General features: G+C 68.5%; 17 protein-coding genes and 1 tRNA gene. 15 read left to right on the top strand and 3 right to left on the bottom strand.

What is annotated here, in order from left to right; all coding sequences use genetic code 11:
- Positions 1–76 precede the first annotated feature (76 nt).
- From Q5H91_RS04755 to Q5H91_RS04745, 3 genes are read right to left on the bottom strand one after another with little or no spacing between them, the layout of a single operon-like run.
- A complete protein-coding gene (locus Q5H91_RS04755) occupies positions 77–220 on the bottom strand; it encodes a DUF2256 domain-containing protein (protein WP_305172069.1) in 144 nt (47 codons plus the stop codon).
- Positions 205–1,335 (bottom strand): 3-dehydroquinate synthase, encoded by a 1,131-nt coding sequence (aroB, locus tag Q5H91_RS04750; protein ID WP_305172068.1) that lies wholly within the window; start codon positions 1,333–1,335, stop codon positions 205–207. Before aroB ends, Q5H91_RS04755 begins: the two co-directional genes overlap by 16 nt.
- Positions 1,332–1,862: a shikimate kinase gene (locus Q5H91_RS04745; protein ID WP_305172067.1), complete on the bottom strand. Its 531-nt coding sequence runs from the start codon at positions 1,860–1,862 to the stop codon at positions 1,332–1,334. Before Q5H91_RS04745 ends, aroB begins: the two co-directional genes overlap by 4 nt.
- 96 nt (positions 1,863–1,958) lie before the next feature.
- Here Q5H91_RS04745 and Q5H91_RS04740 point away from each other — a divergent pair, with 96 nt between their 5' ends.
- The 15 genes from Q5H91_RS04740 to Q5H91_RS04670 all read left to right on the top strand — a co-directional run bounded on the left by Q5H91_RS04740 (position 1,959) and on the right by Q5H91_RS04670 (position 16,727).
- Positions 1,959–2,093, top strand: a complete 135-nt coding sequence (locus Q5H91_RS04740) for a hypothetical protein (protein WP_305172066.1) — start codon at positions 1,959–1,961, stop codon at positions 2,091–2,093.
- Positions 2,077–3,852 carry a hypothetical protein gene (locus Q5H91_RS04735; protein WP_305172065.1) on the top strand — a complete coding sequence of 592 codons (1,776 nt, stop codon included), beginning with the start codon at positions 2,077–2,079 and terminating at the stop codon, positions 3,850–3,852. The genes Q5H91_RS04740 and Q5H91_RS04735 overlap by 17 nt, the downstream gene beginning before the upstream one ends.
- Positions 3,849–4,754 carry a tyrosine-type recombinase/integrase gene (locus Q5H91_RS04730; RefSeq protein ID WP_305172064.1) on the top strand — a complete coding sequence of 302 codons (906 nt, stop codon included), beginning with the start codon at positions 3,849–3,851 and terminating at the stop codon, positions 4,752–4,754. Before Q5H91_RS04735 ends, Q5H91_RS04730 begins: the two co-directional genes overlap by 4 nt.
- A gap of 10 nt (positions 4,755–4,764) precedes the next feature.
- Positions 4,765–5,712, top strand: a complete 948-nt coding sequence (locus tag Q5H91_RS04725; protein ID WP_305172063.1) for an acetyl-CoA carboxylase carboxyltransferase subunit alpha — start codon at positions 4,765–4,767, stop codon at positions 5,710–5,712.
- 57 nt (positions 5,713–5,769) lie between these two features.
- Positions 5,770–5,843, top strand: a tRNA-Cys gene (locus Q5H91_RS04720).
- A 41-nt stretch (positions 5,844–5,884) separates the two neighbouring features.
- Positions 5,885–6,088 (top strand): hypothetical protein, encoded by a 204-nt coding sequence (locus Q5H91_RS04715; RefSeq protein WP_305172062.1) that lies wholly within the window; start codon positions 5,885–5,887, stop codon positions 6,086–6,088.
- Between the two features lie 51 nt (positions 6,089–6,139).
- Positions 6,140–6,328 (top strand): Flp family type IVb pilin, encoded by a 189-nt coding sequence (locus tag Q5H91_RS04710; RefSeq protein WP_370655216.1) that lies wholly within the window; start codon positions 6,140–6,142, stop codon positions 6,326–6,328.
- A 123-nt stretch (positions 6,329–6,451) separates the two neighbouring features.
- A complete protein-coding gene (locus tag Q5H91_RS04705) occupies positions 6,452–6,613 on the top strand; it encodes a Flp family type IVb pilin (protein ID WP_305172061.1) in 162 nt (53 codons plus the stop codon).
- 175 nt (positions 6,614–6,788) lie between these two features.
- Complete coding sequence (locus tag Q5H91_RS04700) at positions 6,789–7,469, top strand: protein-L-isoaspartate O-methyltransferase family protein (RefSeq protein WP_305172060.1); 681 nt, start codon at positions 6,789–6,791, stop codon at positions 7,467–7,469.
- A gap of 5 nt (positions 7,470–7,474) precedes the next feature.
- Positions 7,475–8,998: a TolC family outer membrane protein gene (locus Q5H91_RS04695; RefSeq protein ID WP_370655215.1), complete on the top strand. Its 1,524-nt coding sequence runs from the start codon at positions 7,475–7,477 to the stop codon at positions 8,996–8,998.
- 28 nt (positions 8,999–9,026) lie between these two features.
- Positions 9,027–9,620: a DUF2497 domain-containing protein gene (locus Q5H91_RS04690; protein ID WP_305172059.1), complete on the top strand. Its 594-nt coding sequence runs from the start codon at positions 9,027–9,029 to the stop codon at positions 9,618–9,620.
- Positions 9,621–9,695: 75 nt separating this feature from the next.
- A complete protein-coding gene (locus tag Q5H91_RS04685) occupies positions 9,696–11,306 on the top strand; it encodes a histidine kinase famiy protein (RefSeq protein ID WP_305172058.1) in 1,611 nt (536 codons plus the stop codon).
- A gap of 82 nt (positions 11,307–11,388) precedes the next feature.
- Positions 11,389–13,446, top strand: a complete 2,058-nt coding sequence (locus tag Q5H91_RS04680) for a S9 family peptidase (RefSeq protein ID WP_305172057.1) — start codon at positions 11,389–11,391, stop codon at positions 13,444–13,446.
- A 226-nt stretch (positions 13,447–13,672) separates the two neighbouring features.
- Positions 13,673–13,906 (top strand): hypothetical protein, encoded by a 234-nt coding sequence (locus Q5H91_RS04675; protein ID WP_305172056.1) that lies wholly within the window; start codon positions 13,673–13,675, stop codon positions 13,904–13,906.
- Between the two features lie 169 nt (positions 13,907–14,075).
- Positions 14,076–16,727, top strand: a complete 2,652-nt coding sequence (locus Q5H91_RS04670) for a valine--tRNA ligase (RefSeq protein ID WP_305172055.1) — start codon at positions 14,076–14,078, stop codon at positions 16,725–16,727.
- Positions 16,728–16,835: the final 108 nt, after the last annotated feature.

The following is a 16,835-nucleotide window of genomic DNA, read 5'->3' as shown; positions in this document are numbered from 1 at the left end:
AAAGTTCACCAGAAAATCCTGATCGGGAACCTTTTTCGATCACCGTGTCAGAATGGTACAAACAGCGCGATGTTAATCATGGCCGTTGGCGACGGCATGCGTCCGAGCAGTAGACGACGTGCTCCCAGTCGCGCGCCCATTTCTTTCGCCAGGTAAATGGCCGGCCGCAGGCGGGGCAGGTTTTCGTCGGCAGATCGCGCTTCTTTACGCCGTTGGGCACGGCACGGCGCCCGGCATCCTACGCGGCTCGGCATCGAGGAAGCGCTCGACCGTGGCGAGATCGACCGTGCGGTCGACATAGGTCCGCCCGATCCCGCGCACGAGCAGGAAGGGCAGGGTGCCCGCCGCCATCTTCTTGTCGTGGCGCATATGGTCGACCAGCCTCGCGCCGTCGGCCGCGATCCCCGCCCGCGCCAGCCCATCAGGCAGGCCGACGGCGCGGAAATGCGCGGCAACCCGCTCGGCCTCGGCAATAGCGCACAGTCCTTGGGCGACGGAGAAACGGAAGGCGAGGGCGATGCCCGCCGCTACGCCCTCGCCGTGGATCAGGCTGCCGTCGAAGCCCGCCTCTGCCTCCAGCGCATGACCGAAGGTGTGGCCCAGGTTCAGGAGCGCGCGGGTGCCGTTGGTCTCGTGCTCGTCCGCGGCAACGATCCGCGCCTTGGCGGCGACCGAGTGAGCGATGGCATGGACCCGCGCGTCGACGTCGCCCGCCAGCAGTGCGGCGCCATTCGCCTCGCACCAGGCGAAGAAGTCCGCGTCGTCGATCAGCCCGTATTTGACCACCTCGGCATAGCCGGCCGCCAGCTCGCGGGGGGACAGCGTGTCGAGGACCGCCGGGTCGATCAGCACCAGGGACGGCTGGTGAAAGGCGCCGATCAGGTTCTTGCCGGCGGGCGTGTTGATCGCGGTCTTGCCGCCGACCGACGAATCGACCTGAGCCAGCAGCGTCGTCGGGATCTGCACGAAACCACACCCGCGCTTCAGGATCGCGCAGGCGAAACCCACCAGGTCGCCGATCACCCCGCCGCCGAGCGCCACGACGTGATCGCCGCGCTCGACGCCCTGACGCAGCAGCCAGTCGCACACCTCGGCCAGCCGCGCCCAGCTCTTCGTCGCCTCACCGGGCGGCAGCACCAGCGCCTCGCTGGCGATGCCCGCCGCGTTCATCGCCGCCTGCAGGGTGTCGAGATGCGGACGGACATTCTCGTCGGTGACGATCGCCATCGGCCGCCCGCGCGCCAGCGGCGCCAGATGTTCGCCCGCCTGCGCCAGCAGCCCCGGCTCAATCAGGATCGGGTAGCTGCGGGAACCCAGTTCGACCGTGACCTTCATCGTCCGATGGCTTTCAATATGGCGTTGACGGTCGCCTCGTGCGGCCCGCGCTGGCTGGCGACATGGATGGGCGCCATCGCGTATAGCGGATCGCGCTTGGCGGCGAGATCGGTCAGCACCTGGCGTGCGTCCTTGCCGCGCAGTAGCGGGCGGGTGTCGCGGCGGCGGACCCGCTCGGCCAGGATCTCGGGATGGGCATGCAGCCAGATCGCGGTCGACTGGTCGAGGATCAGGGCGCGCGTCTCGTCGTTGACGAAGGCGCCGCCGCCGGTGGCGATCACCTTGGGCGTGCCGTCCATCAGCCGCCCGATCACGCGCCGCTCGCCGTCGCGGAAATAGGGTTCGCCGAACCGATCGAAGATCTCGGTGATGCTGAGCCCGGCGGCCGATTCGATCTCGTGATCGGCATCGACGAACGGCAGGTCGAGCCGGGTCGCCAGTCGGCGTCCGACGGTCGACTTGCCGACCCCCATCAGCCCGACGAGCACCAGCGGCCGGCCGGTCCAGGGGGTTTGGCTTTCCATCATCGCGGGCCGCGCTATACAGCCGCAGGGCGTTCACGCAAAAAGTACCGCCGCCCCTACGACTCTTCCGCCCGGTTCTACGTCATCAAGGCTTTTTCCATGTCCCGCCTGGTCGTCTTCCTCATCATCCTCGTCGCCGTGATCGGGGGCGGGCTGTTCCTGCTCGCGGGCCGTGATTCGGAACGGCCGACGACTCAGGTCGAGAAGCAGGTCTCGCTTGCGAACCTCCAATAGGGCGCTGCTGGCGGCGGCGCTCGGCGCCCTCGTAATCGGTGGAGCCGGGCTGGCGCAGGACCGGCCCGAGTCGATCCTGCCGCCCGGCTTTGGTGAACCCGCCCCTGCGCCGCGCGCCACGGCGACGCCAACGGTGCCGCGCCCCGGCGGTACCGCGACCCCGCGACCGCTGGCGACGCCCGACGCGACCGGTGCGGTCGTCCAGCCGCTGCCCACCGACACGCCGTCGCCGCTGCCGACGCCGAGCGCCACGCCCAGCCCGGTCGATCCGGCGACGCTGGCCGCCTATGAGATGCCGGCCTCGGCGCGACGCTCGCTGAGCGATGTCGGCGTCGGACGTGGCATCGCGCCCGACGCGTTCGGGCGGGCGGACGGAATCTATGTCGAGCAGTTGATGCGCCGCATGGCCGCGCCGCTGCCGTCACGCTGGCTGTCCATCGCGCTGCGCCGTGCGCTGGTTGGGCAACTCGACACGCCCCGCCATCTGAACGGTGCCGATTTCGCCGCCGAGCGTGCCTGGCTGCTGCTGCGCATGGGCGAATCGGTCGCGGCGCGCGCGGTCGTCCAGCAGGTCGACAACGGCAACTACACGCCCAAACTCTATCAGGTCGCGCTCAACGCGATGCTGGCCGCGGGCGATCCGGCCGGGCTCTGCCCGCTCGCCGATGCCGGGCTGGCGACGACGGGGGAGGGCGCCTGGGCGCTCGCCCGCCCGGTCTGCACCGCGCTCGCGGGTGACGGCGCGGCGGCGCGCGCGGCCTTTGCCGCCGTTCGCCGCCGCCGGGTCGGTACCGGGTTCGACCAGCACCTCGCCGAGAAGGTGATGGGCGCGGCTGGCCAGGGGCGCCAGGCGGTGACGATCGAGTGGACCGATGCCGACCGGCTGACGCCGTGGCGCTTCGGATTGGCGACCGCGACCGGCGTGGCGATCCCTGACGATTTCTACACCGCGGTCGGCCCGCAGGTCCGCTCCTGGCAGGCGCTGTCGCCCTCTGTTCCGGTCAAGGACCGCGTAGCCATCGCCGAGCAGGCGGCGGCGCAGGGCGTGTTCTCGAACATCGCGCTCGTCGACCTTTATGGCGCGGTGGCGATGGCGGACGACGCACCGGCCGCCGCCGCCTCGACCGCCGCCGACCTTCGCACCGCCTATACCGATCCGGATCCGGCGGCGCGGCTGACGGCGCTGCGCCAGATCTGGGGCAATGATCCTGGCTATGGCCGGCTGATCCTGACTGCCCGTGCCGCGGTGCGTCAGCCGGCGGGGCCGAACAACGCAGACGCGGACCGGCTCATCGCCGCGATGCTGTCGGCCGGGCTCGACCGGACGGCACAGCGCTGGGCAGGAGTGGTGCCGGCCGGGGGGCAGGCCTGGGCGCTGCTGGCGCTGTCCGATCCCGATGGCGGCCGGCGCTACGCGGCGAGCGACGTGGACGGCTATGGCGGCGGGGCGGTGCGGCAGCGGCTGCTCTTCGCCGGACTCGCCGGGCTCGGCCGGATGCCGCAGATCGAGGTGGAGCGTGCCGCCGAATCGCTCGGCGTGCCGATCGGCCGGCAGGACAGCTGGACCCGCGCGCTCGACCGCGCGGTCGCCGATGAGCAACCCGGCACCGTGCTGCTGCTGGCGGGCATCGGCATGCAGACGGGCGCGTGGCGCGGCGTGCCGCCCGCCGCGCTGTTCCGCATCGTCGCCGCACTCCGCGCGGTCGGCTTGGAGGGCGAGGCCCGGATGATCGCCGCAGAGGCGGTCGCGCGCGCGTGACCGGACTGGCCGACCGGCCGCTGATCGACCGCTTCCTGGAAATGCTGGCGGCTGAGGCGGGGGCGGCGCGCAATACGCTTGCCGCCTACCGCAGCGACCTGTCGCTGGCGTCGGAGGTGCTGGGCGGGCGGCTGGCAGAGGCCGACGCCGCGGCGCTCCAGACACTGGCGACCGAGTGGCGCGCGCTGTCGCGCGCCACCGTCGCGCGCAAGGCGGCGTCGCTGCGCCGCTTCTTCGCCTTTCTTCACGAAGAAGGGCACCGCGCCGACGACCCCGGCGTCGCGCTACCCCGCCCCGGTGCCGCCCGACCGCTGCCCAAGATACTGAGCCACGCCGATATAGACCGGCTGTTCGCCGCCATCGCCGAGCGGCTGGCGGTGGAGCGTCCGCTGCCCGGCGATCTGCGCCTCGCCGCGATCGTCGAGCTGCTCTACGGCTCGGGCCTGCGCGCGACCGAGCTGGTGTCGCTGCCGCGCAACGCGGTCGCGCCCGACCGGCCCTACCTGATCCTGGCGGGCAAGGGCGGAAAGGAGCGGCTGGTGCCGATCTCCGACCGGGCGCGGGCGGCCGTCGCGGCGTGGCGGGTGCATGTGCCCGTGGCCAAACCCTTCCTCTTTCCCTCCGGCGCGCGGCATCTGACCCGCATCCGGCTCTACCAGCTGGTCAAGGAGCTGGCGGCGGCGGCGGGGATCCCGCCCGACCGGGTCAGCCCGCACGTCCTGCGCCATGCTTTCGCGACGCACCTGCTGGCGGGCGGTGCCGACCTGCGCGCGCTCCAGACGATGCTGGGCCATGCCGACATCGCGACGACCGAGATCTACACCCATGTCGATGCCGGCCGGCTGGTCGAGCTGGTGAATGCACGTCACCCGCTCGTTGACCTCGCGCCGCGCCAGCCTTAACCGCCGGGCGATGGCAAGCTTCCTCGAATTCGAGAAACCGATCGCCGAGCTGCAGGGCCGGATCGACGAACTGCGCGAGACCGCCGCCGACGGCGCGGTCGATATCGACGCGGAGATCGCCCGCCTGCAGGCCAAATCCGACAAGCTGCTGCGCGACACTTTCGCCAAGCTGTCGCCGTGGCAGAAGACGCAGGTCGCCCGTCATCCGGAACGGCCGCACTTCAAGGACTATGTCGCCGGCCTTTTCGACGAGTTCCTGCCGCTGGCCGGCGACCGCGCGTTCGGCGACGACCAGGCGATCATCGGCGGCTTCGCGACGTTCCGCGGCCGCCGCGTGCTCGCGATCGGGCACGAGAAGGGCGCCGACACCGCCAGCCGCATCCGCCACAATTTCGGCATGGGCAAGCCAGAGGGGTATCGCAAGGCGATCCGCCTGGTCGAACTCGCCGACCGTTTTGCCCTGCCGATCGTGACGCTCGTCGACACGTCGGGCGCCTTTCCCGGCATCCAGGCCGAGGAGCGTGGCCAGGCCGAGGCGATCGCCCGCTCGACAGAGGCATGCCTGAACGCAGGCGTGCCGGTGGTCGCGGCAATCGTGGGCGAGGGCGGCTCTGGCGGCGCGGTGGCGCTGGCCGCGGGCAACCGCGTGCTGATGTTCGAGCATGCCGTCTACTCGGTCATCAGTCCCGAAGGCTGCGCCTCGATCCTGTGGCGCACCGCCGACCGCGCCGCCGACGCGGCCGAGGCGATGCGGGTGACCGCGCAGGACCTGAAGTCGCTCGGCATCATCGACACGATCGTCGCCGAGCCGCTGGGCGGCGCCCACCGCGCCCCCGCCGCCGCGATTTCGGCTCTGGGCGACACGATCGACGGTGCGTTGAAGGACCTTGCCCCGCTCTCCGCGCAGGAGCTGCGCAGCGAGCGTCGGACGAAGTTCCTCAAGATGGGCCGGCTCTGACGATCATAGTTGACCGGGACGACAAAATTCCCCATCAGCCCGCCTCCCGCAGATCGAGGCCCGATGGCGGAGTGGTGACGCAGAGGACTGCAAATCCTTGCACCCGGGTTCGATTCCCGGTCGGGCCTCCAGATCCGCGCGTTCAGCGCTCCGCAAAATCATCTTCTCCCGCATGCTGATCGAGGCGATCGTCCTGGGCGTCGCGATCCTCGCGCTGCTCGCGGCGGCGCTGCTATGGGGCGAGCGCATCGAGCGCCGCCGCCGGGCACGCTGGTGGCACGATTATTTTCACGGCGGCGGACTTGCCCGCGCGCTGATCCGTCGCTGGAACGGGACGCGCAGGCTGACCTATCGACCGCCGGAAAAGCCTGATTGAGGCGAATATTGGTCAATCGTTAAGCAAAGGCGGCTAACCACCACCGCCATGGTGTCCGTGCAAGCCGTCCGCCGCCTCGTCGCGCGCATGCTCTCCGATCAACGCGGGGTGTCCGCGGTGGAATATGGCCTCATCATCGCGATGATCGTGCTGGTCATGATGGTCGGGCTGTCCAGCGTCGCCGACGTGACCATCGGCATGTGGGGCAATGTCAGCCAAAAGGTCGTCAACGCCCGTTGACCCAAATTACTCACAAACTTGGCGAGCTTAAGTCTTTTTCAACCCAGCCCGCTTAATCCCGAAGGTGCTGGCCCGGATACCCGGCCCGGCCGGGTGACTGAAGCTTCGACGATGGAGACCGAAATGCAGACGATTCGCAACATGTTCAAGAACAAGAAGGGCGCCACCGCCATCGAATACGGCCTGATCGCCGCCCTGATCGCCGTCGCTGCCATCGGCGCGATGTCGCAGCTGGGCACCAAGCTCGGCACGACCTTCAACGCCGTCTCGGCGAACATGAAGTAACGAACGCCCAGGCCACCCGGCCTTCGGACGTTCTTGCGGGGGCGGTGGACCAGCGGGTCCGCCGCCCCTTTCGCATATGGGTGCCCCTTGGCGCATCCGACGTCGCGCGATAGGGAAAGGCGAAATCCGCAACAGTGTATTGCGTGACTAAGACGCTTCGCGTAGAGGGTGGGCCATGACGACGATCGATATCTCCGACGCCAGCGCGTCGACCGATAGCGCAGCGATGCGCCAGGCCATGGTGTCCAGCCAGCTGCGCACCACGGGCGTCGACGACGTTCGCGTCGTCGCGGCGATGGGAACGGTGGCGCGTGAGGATTTCGTGGCCGCCACGTCGCGCGCGATCGCCTATCGTGACGGGCCGCTGCCGCTGGGCGGCGGACGCTTCCAGAATCCGCCGATGGCGACCGGCCGCCTGTTGACCGAGGCGGAGATCCTCGACGGTGATCGTGTGCTGCTGATCGGCGCGGCGACGGGCTATACCGCTACCGTCGCTGCATTGCTTGGCGCACAGGTGACTGCGGTCGAGAGCGATCCCGCTCTCGCCGAAGCGGCTCGTGCGGCATTGGCCGGCACCGATGGCGTCACGCTGGTCGAGGATTCGCTCGCAGGTGGCCATGCCGATGGTGCGCCCTATGATGTGCTGCTGGTCGACGGTGCGGTCGAGGCTCTGCCCGATTCGCTGGTCGCTCAGCTGCGCCCCGGCGGTCGGATCGCCACCGGACTGGTCGAGCGCGGCGTTACGCGGCTGGCGAGCGGTCGCCGCACCGCCAGCGGGCACGGCGTCATGCCGTTTGCCGACGCGGAGTGCGTGCTGCTGCCGGGGTTCGCCCGGCCGACCGGCTTTCGGTTCTGATCGCGGTGACGCGGCTTCTGTTCCGTCGCGCGGCGCTCGCGGGAGTCGCGCTGCTGCCGCTGGCACCCGTGTCGGCGGAAACGCTGCGTGAGGCGTTGGCAAAGGCCTATGCCAACAATCCGACCCTCACCGCGCAGCGCGCGGCGCAGCGCGCGACCGACGAGAATGTGCCGATAGCGCGCTCCAACGGGCTGCCCTCGCTCGCCGCCAGCGGCACTGCGACGGAGAACGCGATCCAGGCCAACAACAACTTCCTCAACCCTGAGCGGCTGGCGAACAGCCAACTCCAGCTGTCCGTTCCGCTTTATCAGGGCGGCGCGGTGCGCAACGCGGTGCGTGCTGCCGAGACCAGGGTCGAGTCCGGCCAGGCCACGCTGCGCAACACCGAGGCGAACACCTTCGTCAACGTGGTCGCGGCCTATATGAACGTGATCCGCGACGAGGCGATCGTCGGGCTGAACCAGCAGAACGTCCGCGTTCTCGACGTCAACCTGAACGCCAGCCGCGACCGGTTCCAGGTCGGCGACCTGACCCGTACCGACGTCGCCCAGTCGGAGGCGCGGCTGGCGCTCGCCCGTGCACAGCTTCAGTCGGCCGAGGCGCAGCTGATCTCCAGTCGCGAGAACTATATCGCGGTCGTCGGCGCGCCGCCGGTCGCGCTGGAACAGCCGCCGGCGCTCCCCAACCTGCCGGCCTCGCCGGCGGCGGCGGTCGACACCGCGCTCGACCGTAATCCGCAGCTGCTCGCCGCGCGCAAGGCGGCGGACGCCACCCGCTTCGACATCGACGTCGCGCGGGCCGGGCGCCGCCCGCGCGTTGCGGCGGTGACGACTGGCACCTATTTCAACTATCTCGGCTCCGTTCCGGCGGTCGCCAATGGCCAGCGTGTTCCCGGCAGCGGCACCGCCGTCACCACCGGGCTCCAGCTGTCGCTGCCCTTGTTCCAGGGCGGCGCACCGGCTGCACGGGTCCGCCAGGCAGAGGCGGGACGCAGCCAGGCGATCGAGCAGCTGACCGGCGCCGAGCGGGCCGTGATCTCGCAGACCCGCTCCGCCTATGCGATCTGGCAGTCGGCGCAGCAGGTGATCGCCTCGTCCGAGACGGCGGTGAACGCCAACAAGCTGAGCCTGGAGGGCGTGCGGGCCGAAAACAGCGTCGGCACGCGCACGATCCTCGACATCCTGAATGCCGAGCAGGAGCTGCTGAACAGCCAGGTGACGCTCGTCACCGCACGCCGCGACGCCTATGTCGCCGGCTTCGCGCTGCTCGCCGCGATGGGCAATGCCGAGGCGCGCGACCTGAACCTCGAAGGCACGACGCTCTACGACCCGACGACGAACTACAAGCGGGTCCGCCGTCGGTTCAACGATTTCGGCGACGACGGCGAGCCGGAACCGCTCGCCACCTCGACCAGGGCGACCCCGGCGCAGACCGCCACGGTCAGCGGCCCGCTTGATCCGATGCTGGACACCGATGTTGACAGGAGCCCCGGATTAACCACAGGTGCGTCCTCGCCGAACCGCCAATAGGGGCGGGCACAAGGGGGCTGAATCGGGGATGGGGGACATGAGCGCCGAGCCGTCGATGGAAGAGATCCTGTCCTCCATCAAGCGGATCATCGCCGAAGAGGGCGAGGGGCCGGTGCGCTCCCGCCGTGCGCCGCGGACGCAGCCGGCACCGGTGCCCGCGCCGGAGCCGTCCTATTTCGACGACGAGGATGCCGAGGTGCTGGAACTCAGCGACCCGATCCCCGCCGCCTACGAAGCCCCGGTTGACGAAGCTCCTGTCGAGGATGTCGTGACGATGGCCCAGCCGCATGTCGAGCCCCAGCTCGCCTCGATCCGTCCGGCCGGCCCGGCGCCGCGCCAGTCTGCGTCGGCACCCGCCGCCGCGCCGGCTGTGGCGGCGGTCGACCCGATCCTGTCGGATCGGACCGCGCAGGCGAGCCGGAGCGCACTCGACAACCTGACCCGCCTCGTTGCGCAGCCCGATGTGACCGCTGCGGAACGCAACGACGACGGTAGCCTGGAGGGCGTGGTCCGCTCCATGCTCCGCCCGATGCTGCGCGACTGGCTCGATACCAACCTGCCGGCGATGGTCGAGGAGATGGTGGCAAGCGAGATCGCCCGGATTACCGGTCAGCCCCGCTGACGTGACCGCATCGTTCCCGATGCCGGCCGCCGTGCAGGCCGGGAACGACTCGCGTGACCTGTGGTTTAGCCGCCGATGACCGCTTTCGATCCGCCGCCGGAAAAGTCGAACGTCGGCATGGTGCCGCCGCCGCGGATCAGCGACGCGCGCCCGCCGCATGGCGCCTCGCACGACATCTTCTTCGCCGCCGTGCAAACGACGCGGATGCCGATGATCGTCACCGATCCGCACCAGCCCGATAATCCGATCATCTTCTGCAACGAAGCCTTCACCTTCATGACGGGCTATACCGAGGAAGAGATCGTCGGCAGCAACTGCCGCTTCCTCCAGGGGCCGGAGACCGATCGGGAGGTCGTCGACCAGCTGCGCGCCGCGATCCTCAAGCGCGAGGAGATCGCGGTCGAGGTGCTGAACTACCGCAAGAACGGCTCGACCTTCTGGAACGCGCTGTTCGTGTCGCCGGTGTTCGACCAGTCGGGCGAGCTGCTCTATTTCTTCGGCTCGCAGCTCGACATCTCACGCCGGCGCGAGGCGGAAGAGGCGCTGCACGAGGCGCAGAAGATGGAGGCGGTCGGCAAGCTGACCGGCGGCATCGCGCACGACTTCAACAACCTGCTCCAGGTCATTCTGGGCTATGTCGATATCCTGGAGGCGCGGGTCGGGCAGGAGGATCGCTCCGCCCGCCGTGCGATCGAGGCGATCGCCACCTCGGCCAGCCGTGGCGCGACGCTGACCCAGCAGCTGCTGGCCTTTGCGCGCAAGCAGGAACTGCGCGACCGCCTGCTCAACTTCAACTCGTTGATCGCCGATTTTCGCCCGATCATCGACCGGACGGCGGGCGAGGGCGTCACCGTCCGCCGCCATCTCGACGATCATCTGTGGAACTGCCGCATCGATCCGGTGCAGGCCGAAATGGCGTTGCAGAACATCATCGCCAACGCCCGCGATGTGGTGGGCGACGGCGGATCGATCGCGATCGAGACGCGCAACATCGTTCTGCCCGATGATGACGAGCCCGCCGGGCAGAAGCTGGCCGCGGGCGAATATGTGGTGGTGACGATCACCGACAACGGCCCCGGCATCGATCCCGCCATCGTCGACAAGGTATTCGATCCCTTCTTCACGACCAAGGAGATGGGCAAGGGCACCGGACTGGGCCTGGCAATGGTCTACGGCTTCATGCGCCAGTCGGGCGGACTGGCGACCGTCCGCAACGAGGCGGAGGGCGGCGCCCGTTTCTCGCTGTTCTTCCCGCGCGCCAGCGGCTCGGTTGCCGGCAAGGCAGCGCCAGTGTCGCGCCAGCAGGATGGCGGGCGCGAACGGGTGCTGATGGTCGAGGATCAGGCCGATGTCGGCGAACTGGGCCGCGAGATGCTGCGTGATCTGGGTTACGACGTCACCCTCGCGATGAACGCGCGCCAGGCGCTCGATGTGTTGCAGGGTGATCCGCACTATCAGTTGCTGTTCACCGACGTGTTGATGCCCGGTGGGATGAACGGCGTCGCGCTCGCCAATGCGGTAAAGCGCGATTACCCGCATACCGGCGTTCTGCTGACCACCGGGTTCGCGGACGAGGCGATCGACGAGGGTGCGCGGTCGTACGAGCTGATCCGCAAGCCCTACCGCCGTGCCGATCTGAACGAACGGATCCGGCAGGTGCTCGACAAGCCCGGCGCACGGACCTGATCCACGGCTAGCTGATTACGCTGGGGCGGTAACGATCGTTACCAGTTGAAGGGCGGATTTCGATCTGCTCTACATGCCTGCCATGAAGCACCTCCTCCTCGCCGGGCTGGCGTTTGCGCCCGTGATCGCCGCCCCCGCCGCCGCCCGCCCGCTGACCATCCAGGACGTGACCATGCTCAGCCGCGTCGGTGCGCCCGTCGCGTCGAAGGACGGCCACTGGCTGGTCTGGGCGCAGCGCGAGACCGACCTCGACGCCGATCGCGGCCGTTACGACCTGTGGCGCCTCGACCTGACCCGCCGCGGCGCCAGGCCGGAGAAGCTGGTCGCCGAACCCGACGTCAACGAGAACGACCCGCAGGTCGTCGGCGACACCGTGTATTTCACCTCGGACAAGAACGGTGAGGGTGGGGGCGGCGGCGACGGTGCCGTCTGGTCGGTGCCGCTGACCGGCGGCACGCCGCGTAAGCTGACCGGCTTCCAGGGCGGCTTCGGCGGGTTCAAGGTTTCGCCCGACGCGACGAAGCTGCTGGTCTGGGCCGACCGCAAGCCCGGCGCTCCCAGCCTGGCGCCGGCGATGGAGAAGAAGGCGGCGGACGCCGGCTCCGGCCACACCTATGACCAGCTGTTCGTGCGCCACTGGGACACGTGGGCGGATGGTACCCGCTCGCAGCTGTTCGTCCTGCCGCTGACCGCCGCGGGCGCGCCCGGCGACGGCATGCGCATCACCGGCGCGCTCGTCGGCGACACACCGTCCAAGCCGTTCGGCGGCGGCGAGGAGGTGGCATGGAGCCCCGACAGCCGCACCGTCTATTTCGCCCTGCGCGAGGCGGGGCGGATCGAGGCGACGTCCACCAACCTCGACATCTTCTCGGTGCCCGCGGACGGCTCGGCCGCCCCGACCAACCTGACCGCCGCCAACCAGGCGACCGACAATCTGCCGACCGTCTCGCCGGACGGTCGCAGCCTCGCTTATTTCGCGATGAAGCGGCCGGGGTTCGAGGCCGATCGGCAGGTGCTGACGATCCGCGACCTCGCTTCCGGCCAGACCCGGGCGGTGACGGAAGCGTGGGACCGTTCGGTCGCCTCGATCGCCTGGGCGCCCGATGGCAAGTCGCTCTACGTCACCGCCGACGACACGCAGGAAACCCCGCTGTTCCGCGTCGACGCCGCCACCGGCAAGGTGCAGCGGCTGACCGGCGAGGGTCATGTCGCCAGCGTCGCGGTGGTGCCCAAGGGCGCCGTGGTCGCGCTCGACAGCCTGACCGCGCCCGACGACTATTACCTGGTCACGAAGCCGAACCGTGCGCAGCGGCTGACCAGCGTCAATGCCGAGCGGCTGGCCGGGATCGACATGCCCGCCGTCACCCGCTTCTCGTTCAAGGGCGCGAACGACGACACCGTCTGGGGCTATGCCGTGCGTCCGGCGGGTACGAGCGGCAAGGTGCCGGTCGCCTTCATGGTCCATGGCGGCCCGCAGGGGTCGAGCAACAACAGCTGGTCCTATCGCTGGAACCCGGCGGTGTTCGCGGGCGCCGGATACGGTCTGGTCGCGGTCGATTTTCACGGATCGACGGGATACGGCCAGGGCTTCACCGACTCGATCAGCAACAACTGGGGCGGCTGGCCGCTGGAGGATCTTCAGAAGGGCCTCGCCGCGGCAACGGCCAAGTTCGGCTGGCTCGACGGCGACCGCGCCTGCGCGCTCGGTGCATCCTATGGCGGCTATATGATGAACTGGATCGAGGGGCAGTGGCCTGATCGGTTCAAGTGCATCGTCCAGCACGACGGCGTCTTCGACGCGCGGGCCATGGCGTATGAGACCGAGGAGCTATGGTTCGACGAGTGGGAACATGGCGGCAAGACTTATTACGAGGACCCGCAGGCGTTCGAGAAATGGAACCCGGTGAACTTCGTCGATCGGTGGAAGACCCCGATGCTGGTCATCACCGGGGAGAAGGATTTCCGGATTCCATATACCCAGGGCCTTGCTGCCTTCACCGCCCTGCAGCGACGCGGTATTCCCTCTCGGTTGCTGGTGTTTCCCAATGAGAATCATTGGGTGCTGAAACCGAAGAACTCGCGTCAATGGTATGGAGAAGTGTTAGGATGGATGAACCGCTGGACAAAGCCGGGGAGTTGATCCTCGTCGGTGGCGTCTGAGCAGGCGCCGCCGCCTTCGTTTGCGGCCGCGCGCCGAGTGAGAGGAGGGGCGAAAGCATGCGCTCCTCCCAAACGAACTGTGCTTCGATCAGGCGATGCATCCTCGCCGATTCCTCCCGGTAACTGTTCGGATCCATCCCAATCTTTTCTGGCGTCCACCGCCTGATCTTCTCGCTGTAGCGCTGATTCAGGACGCGCATCCGCTCATGATACTCGCCAAAAACGATTGCAGCACGGCTCGGCAAGCGTTCCAGGGGAACCGCCGCGATGCTGTTGTGGACGATCTCGTTCAGCTGTCGGAACGCCACGTAGAAGACGAAGCGGTCATGCATTATCTTCGACTTATCAATGGCTTGGCCAGAGGTCAGCTGGCTGCGATAATCATGGAGCAGAGCGCGCAGCTGGTCATGAACGCGTTTCAGAATGGGCATTGCGAGTAACCTGACGAGATGGAATTTCGGGTCGATCCCTCGACTATCTGCGGCGATCCCTAATGAAATTGTCATGCGCCGACTGGCCGATACGCGGCATCATGTCTCGAAAGCGGCTGTTTGCGCATAAACTGACGTGGCGATTGTCCTCGCCGCCAAGGAACTTTAGGGCCGCTCCATGACCGAGCTTCCCAAGACCTTCGACCCTGCCGCCATCGAACAGCGCTGGTACGCGCATTGGGAGGAACAGGGGCTGTTCCGCCCCGATCGCCCGGGCGCGGAGCCGTGGACGATCGTCAACCCGCCGCCCAACGTCACCGGCAGCCTGCATATCGGCCACGCGCTCGACAATACTTTGCAGGACATCCTGACCCGCCACGCCCGGCTGAAGGGCAAGGACGCGATGTGGGTGGTCGGCACCGACCATGCCGGCATCGCGACGCAGATGGTGGTCGAGCGCCAGCTGAACGCCGCCGGCAGCAAGCGCACCGACTTCACCCGTGACGAGTTCATCGACAAGGTCTGGGCGTGGAAGGCGGAGAGCGGCGGCCAGATCACCGGCCAGCTGCGCCGGCTCGGCTGCTCGATGGACTGGTCGAACGAGCGGTTCACGATGGACGAGGGGTTCAGCAGGGCGGTGCTGAAGGTCTTCGTCGAGCTACACAGGCAGGGCCTGCTCTATCGCGACAAAAGGCTGGTCAATTGGGATCCGGGCCTCGGCACGGCGATCAGCGACCTCGAGGTCGAGACGCGCGAGATCAAGGGCCATTTCTGGCACATCCGCTACCCGCTCGAGGACGGATCCGGCTTTATCGAGGTCGCGACGACCCGGCCGGAGACGATGCTCGCCGATATGGCCGTGGCGGTGAACCCGACCGATGAGCGCTATACCGCGCTGGTCGGCAAGCGCGTGCGGCTGCCGATCACCGGGCGGTTGATCCCGATCGTGGCGGACGAGCATGCCGACCCGGCGCTGGGATCGGGCGCGGTCAAGATCACGCCCGGTCACGACTTCAACGATTTCGAGGTGGGCAAGCGCGCGGGCATGAAGGCCGGCGAGATGCTCAACATGCTCGATGCCAAGGCGAACGTCGTTCAGACGAGCGACGGGCTGATCCCCACCGATCTGCTCGGCCTGTCGACCGCGGAGGCGCGCAAGGCCGTCGTTGCCCGGCTGAAGGCGGACGGCGTCCTGATCCCGCATGTCGACAAGGAGGGCGCCGAGCACGATGCCGAGCCGCGCATCATCCAGACGCCGTACGGCGACCGCTCCGGCGTGGTGATCGAGCCGTGGCTGACCGACCAATGGTATGTCGACGCCAAGACGCTGGCGGCGCCCGCGATCGAGGCGGTGCAGACCGGCGCGATCCGGCTGGTGCCGAAGACGTGGGAGAAGACCTTCTTCAATTGGATGGAAAACATCCAGCCCTGGTGCGTGTCGCGTCAGCTGTGGTGGGGCCACCAGATCCCCGCCTGGTTCGCCGAGGACGGCCGTATCTTCGTCGCGCAAACCGAGGAAGATGCCCGGGCCGAAGCGGGACAGGGGGTGACGCTGACCCGCGATCCGGACGTGCTGGATACGTGGTTCTCGTCCGCGCTATGGCCCTTCGCGACGATGGGCTGGCCGCACGAGGGCGAGTGGCAGCGCCGCTATCCCAACGATGTCCTGATCTCCGGCTTCGACATCCTGTTCTTCTGGGATGCGCGGATGATGATGCAGGGGCTGCACTTTCTGCACGACGTGCCGTTCCGCACGCTCTACCTGCACGGGCTGGTCCGCGCGGCAGACGGCGCCAAGATGTCGAAGTCGAAGGGCAACACCGTCGACCCGCTCGGCCTGATCGACCGCTATGGCGCCGATGCGCTGCGCTTCTTCATGGCGGCGATGGAGAGCCAGGGCCGCGACATCAAGATGGACGAGAAGCGGGTCGAGGGATACCGCAACTTCGCCACGAAGCTGTGGAACGCCTGCCGCTTCGCCCAGGCCAACGGCATCGGCGGATCGACCACGCTGGAGCCGCCCGCCGCCACCCACGCGGTCAACCAGTGGATCCTGGCCGAGACGGTGCGGACGGTGCAGGCGGTCGACCTGGCGCTCGGCGAGTACCGCTTCGACGCGGCGGCCAACGCCATCTACCAGTTCGTCTGGAGCCGCTTCTGCGACTGGTATCTCGAACTTATCAAGGGCCAGATCGATGACGAGACCAAGGCGGTGGCGGGCTGGGTGCTCGACCAGATCCTGGTCATCCTCCACCCGTTCATGCCCTTCGTTACCGAGGAGCTGTGGCACGGGCTGGCGTCGCGCGACCACGACCTGATCGTCGCGCATTGGCCGATGCCGGACGCGCGCGCGCTCGATCCCGAGGCGGAGCGCGAGATCGACTGGCTGATCCGCCTCGTCTCCGACATCCGCACCGCGCGGACCGAGCTGAACGTGCCGCCGGGCGCGCGCCTGCCGCTCCACGTCCGCGACGCGGGCGAGGGTACGACGGCGCGATTGGCGCGGCAGCAGCCGGCGCTCGCCCGCCTCGCCCGCGTCGACATGACGGACGGCGACGTCGCCGCTGGCGGCGCGGCGCAGGTGGTGGTGGACGAGGCGACCTTCGTCCTGCCGCTCGCCGGCGTCATCGACCTCGACGCCGAGCGCACCCGCCTGACCAAGGCGATCGCCGCGGCGGAGAAGGAGCGCGACGCGCTGGGTGGCCGCCTGTCGAACCCCAGCTTCGTCGAGCGCGCCAAGCCCGAGGCGGTGGAGAAGGCCAAGGCCGACCATGCCGACAAGATGGCAGAGGCAGCCCGCCTGCACGCGGCGCTGGGGCGGCTGGGGTAGGATCGCCTCTTTTCGTCATGCCGGGCTTGTCCAGGCATGACGACACCCTTCTTCGTCATCCCGGCGAACGCCGGGATCCATGGTTTCGGTGTGGCTGGTGATCGGGGA

It is taken from the genome of Sphingomonas aurea (genome assembly GCF_030678875.1).
GTDB lineage: Bacteria > Pseudomonadota > Alphaproteobacteria > Sphingomonadales > Sphingomonadaceae > Sphingomonas > Sphingomonas aurea.
Note: the sequence above shows the minus strand (reverse complement) of the source record. Positions and strands in the feature narration are given on the sequence as shown.